General features: G+C 41.8%; 12 protein-coding genes. 6 read left to right on the top strand and 6 right to left on the bottom strand.

Annotation, left to right across the window (positions count from 1 at the left end):
* The first annotated feature begins 28 nt into the window (after positions 1–28).
* Entirely contained in the window at positions 29–565 is a 537-nt protein-coding gene (dksA, locus tag G9371_RS15805; RefSeq protein WP_001262524.1) for an RNA polymerase-binding protein DksA, read from the top strand.
* Positions 566–567: 2 nt separating this feature from the next.
* Positions 568–1,500, top strand: coding sequence for a tRNA glutamyl-Q(34) synthetase GluQRS (gluQRS, locus tag G9371_RS15800; protein ID WP_029424461.1), 933 nt, complete (start codon positions 568–570; stop codon positions 1,498–1,500).
* Positions 1,501–1,549: 49 nt separating this feature from the next.
* Here gluQRS and ftsW read toward each other — a convergent pair whose 3' ends face one another.
* The 5 genes from ftsW to G9371_RS15775 form a co-directional block, all read right to left on the bottom strand.
* Positions 1,550–2,746: a putative lipid II flippase FtsW gene (gene ftsW / locus G9371_RS15795; protein WP_000907680.1), complete on the bottom strand. Its 1,197-nt coding sequence runs from the start codon at positions 2,744–2,746 to the stop codon at positions 1,550–1,552.
* 24 nt (positions 2,747–2,770) lie between these two features.
* Positions 2,771–4,117, bottom strand: coding sequence for a UDP-N-acetylmuramoyl-L-alanine--D-glutamate ligase (gene murD, locus G9371_RS15790; RefSeq protein ID WP_000908241.1), 1,347 nt, complete (start codon positions 4,115–4,117; stop codon positions 2,771–2,773).
* 160 nt (positions 4,118–4,277) lie between these two features.
* Entirely contained in the window at positions 4,278–4,529 is a 252-nt protein-coding gene (locus G9371_RS15785; RefSeq protein ID WP_000942501.1) for a DUF6587 family protein, read from the bottom strand.
* A gap of 20 nt (positions 4,530–4,549) precedes the next feature.
* Positions 4,550–6,403, bottom strand: a complete 1,854-nt coding sequence (feoB, locus tag G9371_RS15780) for a ferrous iron transporter B (RefSeq protein ID WP_001278225.1) — start codon at positions 6,401–6,403, stop codon at positions 4,550–4,552.
* On the bottom strand, positions 6,400–6,663 hold the full coding sequence (locus tag G9371_RS15775) for a FeoA family protein (RefSeq protein ID WP_001991212.1): 264 nt from the start codon (positions 6,661–6,663) through the stop codon (positions 6,400–6,402). The genes feoB and G9371_RS15775 overlap by 4 nt, the downstream gene beginning before the upstream one ends.
* A 143-nt stretch (positions 6,664–6,806) precedes the next feature.
* On the opposite strand from G9371_RS15775, the gene xerD reads away from it, so the two are divergent.
* From xerD to thrC, 4 genes are all read left to right on the top strand, one after another.
* Positions 6,807–7,727, top strand: coding sequence for a site-specific tyrosine recombinase XerD (xerD, locus tag G9371_RS15770; RefSeq protein WP_000608735.1), 921 nt, complete (start codon positions 6,807–6,809; stop codon positions 7,725–7,727).
* 146 nt (positions 7,728–7,873) lie between these two features.
* On the top strand, positions 7,874–8,689 hold the full coding sequence (locus G9371_RS15765) for a DsbC family protein (RefSeq protein ID WP_029424462.1): 816 nt from the start codon (positions 7,874–7,876) through the stop codon (positions 8,687–8,689).
* Positions 8,690–8,933: 244 nt separating this feature from the next.
* Complete coding sequence (locus G9371_RS15760; protein ID WP_000805827.1) at positions 8,934–10,235, top strand: homoserine dehydrogenase; 1,302 nt, start codon at positions 8,934–8,936, stop codon at positions 10,233–10,235.
* A gap of 55 nt (positions 10,236–10,290) precedes the next feature.
* Entirely contained in the window at positions 10,291–11,430 is a 1,140-nt protein-coding gene (thrC, locus tag G9371_RS15755) for a threonine synthase (protein WP_000063596.1), read from the top strand.
* Positions 11,431–11,538: 108 nt separating this feature from the next.
* Here the strand turns inward: thrC and pbpG are convergent, their stop codons facing one another.
* A complete protein-coding gene (gene pbpG / locus G9371_RS15750; protein WP_005140205.1) occupies positions 11,539–12,585 on the bottom strand; it encodes a D-alanyl-D-alanine endopeptidase PBP7/8 in 1,047 nt (348 codons plus the stop codon).
* Positions 12,586–12,666 lie beyond the last annotated feature (81 nt).

Below are 12,666 nucleotides of genomic sequence, written 5' to 3'. Positions count from 1 at the left end.
ATACGTGTATGATGAGGAATGCCCTATTATGGCGAATGACAACCACAACCAAGTTTTGGATGAACATACAGAAGTTGTAGTAGAAGGTGATAAAGCTTCTGCAAAACGTGCACGTAAAGTGAAACCTAAAACTTCTGACGTAGGCTCAACTGCAAGTTTATTTGGTATTGCACCTTATCAACCTAAGAAAAATGAAGAGTACATGTCGGAAGGACAGCTCGAGCATTTCCGACAAATTCTGCAAGCATGGAAAGCTGAATTAATGTCTGAAGTTGATCGTACTTTAAATACGATGCAAGATGAATCAACTGCATTGCCAGACGTAAATGACCGTGCTACCCAAGAAGAAGAATTTGCAATTGAATTACGTACACGTGACCGTGAACGTAAATTAATTCGTAAAATCGAACAATCTCTTGAAGCGATTAAAAACGAAGACTACGGTTTCTGTGAAACTTGTGGTATCGAAATCGGCTTACGTCGTTTAGAAGCACGTCCAACTGCAACGTTATGTATTGACTGCAAAACTTTGGCAGAAATTAAAGAGAAGCAAAATAACGGTTAATTGTGACGGTTAAGAATTCTCCAGCCGAGCTTAGTTCGGCTCTTGCGAATCAGCGAAACGATGTTCCACTGATTCGCTACTCAGGCCGGTTTGCGCCCTCGCCAACCGGCCCTTTACATTTCGGATCACTCATTACTGCTGTTGCCAGTTACTGTGATGCCAGAGCCCATCAAGGTCGATGGTTAGTTCGTGTTGAAGACACCGATATTCCCCGCATCTACCCCGGTAGTGAAGAACATATACTCGCATCAATTGAAGCTTTTCAGTTCGATCCGGATGCCGAGATCATTTTTCAAAAAGACCGCCTAGATATTTATGAAAGTGTATTAGACCAACTTAAAAAAGAGGGTCTGGTTTACGCCTGCCAATGTACCCGTAAAATGCTCGGTTCAAACGCTATCTATGCAGGCACATGCCGAGATTTACAGCTCGACTTCCAACATCAAGCCATTCGGGTAAAAGTTCAAGATCAGCCAATCTGTTTCAATGACCGCCTACAAGGGCTTCATTGTTCTAATCTAGAGCATGACCTTGGTGATTTTGTCCTTAAACGCCGTGATGGAATTATTAACTACCAGCTTGCTGTCGTCGTAGATGATTACCTACAAGGCATTACTCATGTTGTGCGAGGCGCAGACCTGTTAGATAACACTGAGCGTCAAATCTGGCTTGGTCAACTCCTCGGCTACCCTAAGCTGAGTTACATGCATCTTCCGCTCGCCATGAACGACCAAGGGCAAAAACTTTCAAAGCAAAACCTTGCCCATGCACTTGATTTAACAAAGGCTCCTGAATTGCTACAACAAGCCATACAAGCCTTAGGTCAACCAAATGTTGATTTAGATCGCCCCGAAGTGATGCTCAAGCAAGCGGTAGCCCAGTGGAATGTAGATTTGATTCCTCATGGACAACAACTTTGCGGAACATATCTATAAATAATAAAAAGCCCGATTTGATATCGGGCTTTTTATAACGCTTCATGGTTTAGAAGTTTGATTCTTCCCTCTCAGGGTTCACTTCTTGAGTTGAAGCATCAATCTTTAAGATCAAGCTAATCATAGCTGCACACATCATTAAAGACGTACCACCATAACTAATAAATGGTAGAGTTAAACCTTTGGTTGGCATTAAGCCCATGTTCATACCCGCATTTACCAAAATCTGGAGTAAGAAAATAATACTAATACCATAAGCCAAGTAGCCTGCGCGAAGATAATGATGTTTCAAGGCACGGTGGCCGATTTTGATACAACATGCCAGCATCAAGAAAGATAAGCCAATAACAATCGAAATACCAAAGAAACCAAATTCTTCACCTAACACAGCCAACATAAAGTCAGTATGCGCTTCTGGTAAATAAGAAAGCTTTTGAACACTATGCCCCAAGCCTGTACCAAACCACTCACCACGACCAAAAGCCATTAAAGCATTTGATAACTGATAACCTACCCCTAATGGGTCCGCCCAAGGGTCAGTAAACGAAATCAAACGTTGGAAACGGTAAGGTTCAAATAAAATTAAAAACACAATACCCGTGACAATTGCACCAAGCATGATTAAGAATTGTGTTGGAGGCGCACCCGCTAAAAAGAACACCCCGACCATCATCATGACAATAACCACCGTCGCACCCAAGTCAGGCTCGGCAATAATTAAACCTACCGTAATTGCCATAACGCCACTTAAACGAAGTAAGCCTTTCCAATGGGTACGGACTTCTTTAGCACGGCGTACTACGTAATCTGCGGTAAAGATGGCCATCATAACCTTGGCAACCTCTGTTGGCTGCAAGGTAAAACCACCAATTTTAATCCAACGTGTAGAACCATTGACTTCCGAACCTACAGCCAAAGCCGCAAGTAACAGAACCATGGTTAATAACCACAATGGAAACGTATTTTTAAACCATGTATTGAGTGATATTCGATAGGTTAAATAAGCCACCACGCCAGCAGCAACGATTGAGATCCCATGACGAATCACATAGTGAAATGGGTTTTCATGCATATATTCAGCATAAGGCATGGAAGCAGATGCGACCATCACCGAACCAATACATAACAATGCAACCACACAGAAAATCAAGACATTACGTGGCGTCACTTCCGCTGGCCATTTCGGCAATATCCGTTCATACCAATGATTGATTTTCTGGATTGTGGTCTGAGCTAAGCCTGCCATACTACATTCCTAATCATATTTTCTTTAAACCAACGAATTGACGCAGGCAACAAACTGCTGACCACGGTCATTATAACTTTTAAACATATCAAAACTTGCACATGCTGGTGATAGCAATACCACATCTTCAGCTTGTGTTTCACGTTGACACAGCTCGACAGCTTCTTTAAGCGTTGCTGCATGTAAAATTTTAGTTGCGCCTTGAATGGCTTGTTCGATGACAGGCGCATCTTCACCAATCAATACCACAACTTTGGCATATTTTTCGATAGAAGAACGTAAAGGAGAAAAATCTTGCCCTTTACCTTGACCACCTAAAATAAGCGCAACCTTACCTTTTTTCACTTCAATGGCAGCACCTAAGCCATCAATTGCTGCAAGTGTAGCACCAACATTGGTACCTTTAGAGTCATTATAATAACGGACATCATGCACGGTTTTAACGTACTCACAGCGGTGCTCTAGTCCTTTAAATTGTTTTAAAGTTTCAAGCATTGACTCCATAGGTAAACCAATTGCCTCCCCCAATGCTAAACACGCTAAAGCATTGGCTACGTTGTGCATACCTTGAATATATAAATCTGAGCTTTTAATTAACCGCTGTAAACCACGAGCAAGCCAAAGCGTACCGTCGGCATCTCTTAAAACGCCATATTGATTTAAATCCGGTGCGTTTAAACCAAAGCTTTGCATTGGTGTCGTATCTGGAACAAGTGGGCGGCTTAAAGCATCGTCTCGGTTAAATACAACTTTTTTAGCGCCTTGGAAAATACGATGTTTTGCTTGATGATACCCCAGCATATTTCCATGACGGTCTAAATGGTCTTCACTCATATTGAGAACCACTGCTACCTCAGCGTTTAAGTGAGAGGTGGTTTCTAATTGAAAGCTCGATAACTCAAGGACCAGTAACTCTGGTTGATCTTTAAGTAAATCTAACGCTGGTCGACCAAGGTTGCCGCCTACTGCAACTTTCTTACCTGCATCCTTAGCCATTAAGCCAATTAAAGTCGTTACAGTACTTTTTGCATTGGAACCTGTAATCGCTACAATCGGCACATCAGTGGCACGGCGCAATAACTGGATATCGCCCACCACAGAAATACCCTTAGCAATAGCTGCCTGAATTTCCGGTAATTGCGGTGCAAGGCCTGGGCTTAAAATAATCTCTTCTGCTTGTAATAATAATTCTTGATCAAGTTGACCAAAACTGGTTTTAACGCCAGCCGGAATCTGATCGTGTCCGGGAGGTGTGGGGCGGGAATCCGTTACAGCAACTTGGTAGCCTTGTTCATGCAGGAAATTTACAGCAGAAACGCCTGATATTCCCAAGCCTGCGACAACTTTTAATCCACCACGTTGTATTAACATTTTTGCCCCACAATTTATCAATCGACAGAATGGCAAAAATGTTAGCACTTTGCTGTTTTGAATGCTTTTTCAGTTTGAACTTTATTCATCTTTTTTTGTGTCAGTGCGTAAAAAAGCCATCAATATGATGGCTTTTTATACGAAACAGGAATGGCTAAATTTATTGCCATTTAACTGGTTTAATTTCTTGAACTGTATTAGTTGGTTTATCTTCACTTGAGCAGCCACAGCCACCTGCACAACCAAAAGTCATTTTCGGTTTCAACCATTTTGCTAAAGTTGCCCAACCCTGCTTTTCACAAAAAACGGATAGTGCTGAAAAGGCCGAGTTTGCTGTTTTTGGAAATACTTTCTTAAAAACAACAACAGCACTCCAAATCACCAAAACCGCAATAATCAGATATTGAAGCATATACAACCTCCTTTATTGCCTTAACCCCAATAGTGGGAAGCAATTTGATAGGTAACAAACGATGCAAAATAAGCTAAACCAAACAGATATGCAGTCATAGCTGCAACATGTTTCCATGAACCTGTTTCACGACGTACTGTTGCCAATGTTGCCAAACAATGCGGCGCATAAATGAACCACACTAAAAGCGATAAACCTGTTGCCAACGACCAACCTGTACCATCTGCACTAATTAAATGAGACAAACCTTGTGCTACCGCGTCTTCATCGGTTGCCGACAAGGCATATACTGTACCTAATGCAGCGACCACAACTTCACGAGCTGCCATAGCCGGGATTAAGGCAATACAGATTTGCCAGTTAAAACCAACTGGAGCGAATAAAGGCTGGATAAGATGTCCAAGCATACCTGCGAAGCTGTAATCTATAGCAGGCAATGTCGCCCCTTCTGGTGGTTGTGGGAAAGTACACAAGAACCAGAGCAAAATAGAAAGCGCAAAAATAATGCCGCCGACACGCTTCAAGAAGATCTTCGCACGATCTAACAAACCGATTCCCACACTTTTTAAATCAGGGAAACGATAACTCGGCAGCTCTAGCAGTAAAGCGTGTTGAGACTTATCTTTTTGGAAAAATTTCATTAAGAATGAAACACACAGTGCACTCACAATCCCAGCCATATACAGACCGAACAGCACCAGTCCTTGTAGATTGAAAATACCCCAGACCATTTTCTCTGGAATAAATGCAGCAATCAGCAAGGCATATACGGGTAAACGTGCCGAACAAGTCATTAGTGGCGCAACCATAATCGTTGTAAAACGGTCACGAGGGTCACTAATACTACGCGTTGCCATAATTCCCGGTACTGCACAAGCAAAGCTTGAAAGTAACGGAATGAAAGCACGTCCACTTAAACCGGCTTGAAACATTAATTTATCAAGTAAAAATGCTGCACGCGGTAAATAGCCCGATTCTTCTAGTACTAAAATGAAGAAGAACAAAATTAGAATTTGTGGCAAGAAAACAACTACGCCACCTGCACCCGCGATAATTCCGTCAACCACCAGACTATGCAGTAGTGGCTGTGTAATCACAGAACCGACTACTTCACCCAGCCAGCCGAAGAAGCCTTCAATACCATCCATAAAAGGTGCTGCCCATGCAAAAACTGCTTGGAACACAATAAACATCATGATGGCAAGACTAAGTAGACCTAAGACTGGATGTAAGAAAATTCGATCGAGAAAATCAGTACGCTTGTCTTCCTGATCAACATAATGAACAACATCTTTAAAAATCATATCGATTTTTTGATGATGGGTCCCAGTTAAGCCACTCAGTTCAGTTTGTGGCACACTGTATTTTTCTTGATCAAGAGCATGTAATAAATTTTCAATACCCGCATTACGGACAGCTACTGTTTCAACGACTGGTACGCCCAAACGTTGAGATAACTTTTGAGTATTAATCTGGATGCCACGACGACGCGCTTCATCCATCATATTAAGGACAAGTAAAATTGGGCGACCCAACTCGATCATTTCGAGTACAAGGCCTAAATGCAATTTTAAGTTGGTCGCATCAACCACACATAAAAAAGCGTCTTGTTGCCCCTCTTCCGCTATTTTTCCTAAACAGACATCACGAGTAATTGCTTCATCCGGACTGGTCGCATTAAGACTGTATGTACCCGGCAAATCGAGCACTCGAACCGAACGGCCTGAAGGTAACTGAAAATGACCAACTTTACGCTCGACCGTTACACCGGCATAGTTGGCGACTTTTTGTCGAGTTCCAGTTAAATGGTTAAAAAGAGAGGTTTTACCACAGTTAGGGTTTCCCACAAGGGCAATACGTAACGCATCACTCATGCGGGTACTCCTTCTTCTACCTGAATTTCGATTTTTTCCGCTTCTGCTTTACGTAAAGCGAAACGAGTAAAGCCAATTTGGATTAAGATCGGATCACCACCAAAAACACCCTTGGTAATCACTTCCACTCGCGTGCCTGGTACAAAACCCAGACTTTCCAAACGAATTGCGACCAAATCTTGCTGCTCGGACTCTACTTCTATCCGATTCACTTTGGTGATGGTCGCCGCTTGCTTCACTTTCAACGCTGATAAACGCACCGCATCCGATCCTAAACCTTTTTTACTAGTATACATATAAATGAGAATAATTACCAAATAAGGTTAGATTTCAATTCTTATGGAGTTTAATCGACAAACCTTAAAGTTTCTTTTACAGTACAGTGGTTTAGAGGAAGTTGTTTATGATAAATAAAAAACCGCGTATTCCAAGCCCTGTTCAAATTCCTGAACATTTAAGCTTTTTACAAGGTTTTCGCGACTATCTGGTTGCACAAACAGTCAGTCCGCATACGCGCAATGCCTATTTATCCGACCTGATCCAATGTAGTGAACTTCATAAAAAAAATAGATTGCCAGATTGGACGAGCGATGACATTTCTGATGTCCTCATTGAACTTACCAAAGTAGGGAAAAGCCCACGCTCAATTGCTCGTTGCTTATCTGCCCTACGTCAGTTTTATAAATTTCTACGTGAACAGAAATTACGAAGTGATAATCCTGTAGCTACTCACCATTCACCAAAAATTGGCCGAGCTTTACCTAAAGACTTGTCTGAAGAAGATGTAGAAGCGCTCATTCAGGCGCCAGACATTACAACGGCGTTGGGCTTACGTGACCGAGCAATGTTTGAAGTCCTTTACGCTTGTGGTTTACGTGTCTCTGAATTACTGAATTTACGCCTCGAACTTATTAATTTAAAACAAGGTTACCTACGTATTACGGGTAAAGGTAACAAAGAACGTTTAGTGCCTTTAGGCCAATATGCCTGCGACTGGGTGGAGCGCTATTTAAACGAGGCACGTCCACAACTTTATAAAAGTTCAACTGACTATTTATTTTTAACCCAGCACGGTGGAATTATGAGCCGTCAGAACTTTTGGTATGCCATTAAGCGTTATGCGCTACAGGCCAATATTCAGGCCGAACTTTCACCTCACACCTTACGACATGCTTTTGCCACGCATCTACTTAATCACGGGGCAGACTTACGCGTAGTACAAATGTTACTGGGTCATAGTGACTTATCAACCACGCAAATCTATACACATGTAGCACAAGTCAGAATGCAACAATTGCATGAAAAACATCACCCTAGGGGTTAAAATTTTTTAAAAGAATATTTTGAAATACACCAAACAATCACTTGATTTCGTTCACAAAGGTTAAGAAAGTTTTAACAATACACTCTAGATTTTTTGTTATGCTTAGCAGCTTCTGACTATAAATACTGATGAAATAAGGGTTATCTATGTCCTTTACCCGATCTCAAATTTTTCTTGCCTGTGCTTTGGCTTCTAGCCTGTTGTTCAGTGCTTGTTCTAAAGAAAACAAACCACAAAAAGAAGATGCGCTCACAGCGACCGCACCTGCTACAGGGGAAGCTTCAACCATTATTGAACGCAATGCTAAACAGCGTTTAATTGAAACTTTGCAAAAACAATTTAAGAATGCAAACATCAACGTCAAAATTTTAGATATTAAGCCTACCGAAGTTCCTAATTTATATTGGGTTAATCTTGAAGGAATGACGTCGGTTTATACAACAAGTGATGGTAAATACCTGATTCAAGGCGATGTCATCCGTTTAGGCGGTAAAGAACTTCATAATATCGGCGATAGTCTTCAAGCCTCAGAAAACAAAAAGCATCTTGCTGCTTTAAAAAATGAAGACTTAATTGTTTATCCAGCTAAAGGCGGTAAAGCTAAACATGTGATTTATGTGTTTACCGATGCAAGCTGTCCTTACTGCCATAAATTACATGAGCATTTAGCTGAGATTAATGAGAAAGGCATTGAGGTTCGTTACATTGCATGGCCACGCGGCGAACAGTTTATGCCAACTATGGAAGCGGTTTGGTGTAGTGCAGACCGTAAAGCTGCATTTAACCAAGCTGTACAGGGCATTAGTATTCCACCTGCTAAATGTAAAAACCCTGTTCGTGAACAATACCAACTTGGTCTAAACATGGGCGTAAATGGTACACCAGCTATTTATAATGTTGATGGTGAGTACTTGGGTGGCTACTTAACACCAGATGAATTGATTAAGCGATTGGATAAATAACCCTCTCCAAGTTGATGAATAATTCATCACCCATCTTACAAATAAAGCGCTGATCTTATTGCAGCGCTTTGTTTTTTCAATAAATACTTCTTCTCATACCAGTGTTTAAAGAGTGATCTACTCTTCTTTTCCAAACATTGCACTCTAAATCACTGAACAGGCGCTAAAAGCGCTAGAGTCTGGCGTTTTTTTTAGCTATGATCTAGCTTCAATTAAATGATTCAATGATGATATGGAGTGTGACGTGAAACCAGTTCGCCTGGCAATACTCGGTCTAGGTACCGTAGGTGGAGGAGCCCTTAAACTACTACAAGAAAATGCCGCTGAAATTAAACGTCGCACCGGTCGAGAAATTCAAATTACCCACGTTGGAACACGTCGTCCTCGTCCAGATCTTGAATTGGAAGGGATTAAACAAAGCGCTGACTTACTTGATATCGTTCGTCAACCCGATGTGGATGTGGTTGTAGAAGTTATGGGTGGTATTCATCCTGCTTACGAAATCATTATGGAAGCGATCAAACACGGCAAACAAGTCGTGACTGCAAACAAAGCATTACTCGCTGAACATGGTAATGAACTATTTAAAGCAGCAGAAGATAATGCTGTACAAATTGCTTATGAAGCAGCTGTTGCTGGTGGCATCCCAATTATTAAAGTAATCCGTGAAGGCCTTGCGGCAAACCATATCGAATGGCTTGCAGGCATTATTAATGGCACAGGTAACTTTATTTTGACTGAAATGCGAGAAAAAGGCCGCGCATTTGATGATGTATTAAAAGAAGCTCAAGAACTCGGTTATGCAGAAGCGGACCCAACTTTTGACGTTGAAGGTATTGATGCTGCACACAAGCTTACAATTTTAGCGTCTTGTGCGTTTGGTATTCCTTTGCAATTCGATAAAGTCTATACCGAAGGTATCAGCAAAATTACTGCACAAGATGTGAAGTATGCTGAGGAGCTGGGTTTCCGTATTAAACATCTAGGCATTGCCCGCCGTGCTGAAAAGGGTATTGAGCTACGTGTTCACCCGACACTTATTCCAGATGAGCAGCTTATTGCGAACGTAAACGGCGTTAAAAATGCTGTTTTAGTTCAAGCCAATGCAGTAGGTCCAACACTTTATTACGGTGCTGGTGCTGGTGCTGGCCCAACAGCTTCTGCAGTTGTTGCCGATGTAATTGATATCGTTCGTGATATTTCTTATACAGAAGATGGTGCAGGCACAATTCCTCAACTGGCTTTTGAAGCATTAACAAATATGCCAATTTTAAGCCGTGAAGAAATGACCACAGGTTATTACATCCGCTTAAATGCTGAAGATCAGACTGGTGTACTTGCAGATGTGACGACCATCTTAAGCCGTGCCGGAATCAGTATTGATGCCATCATGCAACAATCTCGCTTAAAAGACCTCATTCCAATTGTGATTTTGACCGATCCAATCGTTGAATCCAAAATGGATGACGCTCTTGCGCAAATTCAAGCATTACCTGCAATTCGTGGCGAAATCGTAAGAATTCGTTTAGAATCGCTCGATAGTTAATCAGGTTGAGGGAAAGATTCCCTCTCCCGCTTCACCTCATAATTGGAACACCATCATGTCTAATGCCAATCGTTATACTGGTCTTGTAGATCGTTATCGTGACCGTTTGCCAGTTTCGGCAACTACTCGTGCTATCTCTTTGGGTGAAGGCAACACCCCTCTCATTAAACTTGAGAATATTCCACGTATTATTGGCAAAGACGTTGAAATTTATGTGAAATACGAGGGCTTAAACCCGACTGGTTCATTTAAAGACCGTGGTATGACCATGGCTGTAACCAAAGCAGTTGAAGAAGGCTCTAAAGCAATTATCTGTGCATCTACAGGTAACACTTCTGCTGCTGCTGCTGCCTATGCTGCACGTGCAGGTATCAAAGCGTTTGTTTTGATTCCAGAAGGCAAAATTGCGATGGGTAAAATGGCGCAAGCCATGATGTATGGTGCGATCACTATGCAAATCCGTGGTAACTTCGATGATGGTATGCGTCTTGTAAAAGAAGTGGCTGATCAAGCACCTGTAACGATTGTAAACTCAATCAACCCTTACCGTTTGCAAGGTCAAAAAACTATTGCTTATGAAATCGTTGAAGCTTTAGGCCGTGCACCTGATTACCACTGCTTACCAGTTGGTAACGCAGGTAACATTACAGCTCACTGGATGGGTTATACCGAAGCAGTAGCTAACCAACCTGCTGGCCAATTTGAACAAGTTGTTTATGACGCTGCGACTGATCAATTCACTGGTCCAAAACCAGAAGGCTTACCAACAATGGTAGGTTATCAAGCTTCTGGCGCAGCTCCTTTCTTACGTGGTGCTCCAGTAGAAAAACCGGAAACAGTTGCAACTGCGATTCGTATTGGTAACCCACAAAGCTGGAACCATGCAAAAGCTGTAGTACGCGACTCTAAAGGTTGGTTCGATGAACTTCAAGACAGCGAAATTTTAGAAGCTCAACGCTTACTTTCTATGTATGAAGGTGTATTTGTTGAGCCAGCATCTGCTGCTTCTATTGGCGGTGCAATCCGTGACATTAAAGCCGGTAAGATTGCTGAAGGTTCTGTCATTGTATGTACAGTAACGGGTAATGGCTTGAAAGACCCTGATACAGCAATTAAACAATGTGCTGATGCAGTGATGTTGTCAATTGATGCAACAATGGACCAAGTAAAAGATTCGATTTTATCTAATATGTAAGATCTGAGTTTTTATAAAAAGCGGCTGTTTAATACAGCCGTTTTTTTATGCTTTTTAAATGGCATAAAAAAACGCTTCTTAAAAGAAGCGTTTTTAAAAATAATTAAATTAAATACGTTTTGGCAAATTACTTAACCAACCGAGCAAGTTAGTTGCATCGTTATTACGTGCCTGAGTACTTGGCTCACCCAATAATACAATCACTGCTGGACGTGAGTTCACAGTAGTATGCATAACTACACAACGGCCTGCTTCATTAATATAACCAGTCTTAGATAAGTTGATATTCCAACCACCATTACGGACTAAAGCATTTGTATTATTTGATTTAAGAACACGATAACCTAAATTAAAGTCATAGGTCGGTGTGGTTGAGAACTGACGAATCAAACCATATTGAGATGCTGTACTCGCCAAAATTCCCAAGTCACGCGCAGAAGATACATTACGCGGATCTAAACCAGTTGACTCATAATAATGAGTTGCATTCATACCTAAAGCGCGCGCTTTAGCATTCATTGCCGCCACGAATGCAGCACGGCCACCCGGATAAGTACGCGCTAGAGCTGCTGCTGCCGGATTTTCTGACTTCATCAGAGCAAACAGAAGAACTTCTGCGCGGTTCATTTTATCGCCAACACGAAGTGTTGAGCTTGAGTTTTTCCCGCCAGCCCCAGCAAAATCAATTTGCTCAAGTGTAATTTCTTCAGACATGTTTAAACGGGCATCTGCCGTTACAACTGCTGTCATCAATTTAGTAATAGAGGCGATCGGCACTGATGCGTTGGTATTTTTACTATAAAGTACCTCACCTGTTTGCGCATCCATTACAAGTGCAGCACGTGCACTAACACTCGGCTGGGCGTTATAACCCACAGTATCACGGATTGGAGCAACTTTAGGGGCAGAAGTAATAACTCTTGGCGCATTACTGCCACGCAATGTTGTGGTTACAGAAGTTGAACCTTGCGGAGTCGGTTCATCATCTTCATCATTTAAAAGTTGACTAGCATCCGCTGCAGTCCAATTTAAACTTGCAGTACCAGTACTCCCTGAAGACGGGTTATTGACGAGTTCTGCAAAGCTTGTTGAACTCAAACTAAGCAAAATAGACATGCTTAGCACATGCATTAAAGACTTTTTAGAATTTTTCACGGCACAATACTCGACTCAGGGTGACACACATTTGCGCTTACTATCATTATGCCTTACATTTGAGATATAAGGTATAAAGCT

The organism is Acinetobacter sp. EKM10A (assembly GCF_011075215.1).
Lineage (GTDB): Bacteria > Pseudomonadota > Gammaproteobacteria > Pseudomonadales > Moraxellaceae > Acinetobacter > Acinetobacter baumannii.
This window is presented reverse-complemented; position numbering and strand designations above follow the sequence as displayed.

Excerpts from the sequence above, each read along its gene's own strand:
- dksA (WP_001262524.1), top strand. The coding sequence starts at position 29 with ATGGCGAATGACAACCACAACCAAGTTTTGGATGAACATACAGAAGTT.
- ftsW (WP_000907680.1), bottom strand. The coding sequence starts at position 2,746 with ATGGCAGGCTTAGCTCAGACCACAATCCAGAAAATCAATCATTGGTAT.
- murD (WP_000908241.1), bottom strand. The coding sequence starts at position 4,117 with ATGTTAATACAACGTGGTGGATTAAAAGTTGTCGCAGGCTTGGGAATA.
- G9371_RS15785 (WP_000942501.1), bottom strand. The coding sequence starts at position 4,529 with ATGCTTCAATATCTGATTATTGCGGTTTTGGTGATTTGGAGTGCTGTT.
- feoB (WP_001278225.1), bottom strand. The coding sequence starts at position 6,403 with ATGAGTGATGCGTTACGTATTGCCCTTGTGGGAAACCCTAACTGTGGT.
- xerD (WP_000608735.1), top strand. The coding sequence starts at position 6,807 with ATGATAAATAAAAAACCGCGTATTCCAAGCCCTGTTCAAATTCCTGAA.
- G9371_RS15765 (WP_029424462.1), top strand. The coding sequence starts at position 7,874 with ATGTCCTTTACCCGATCTCAAATTTTTCTTGCCTGTGCTTTGGCTTCT.
- thrC (WP_000063596.1), top strand. The coding sequence starts at position 10,291 with ATGTCTAATGCCAATCGTTATACTGGTCTTGTAGATCGTTATCGTGAC.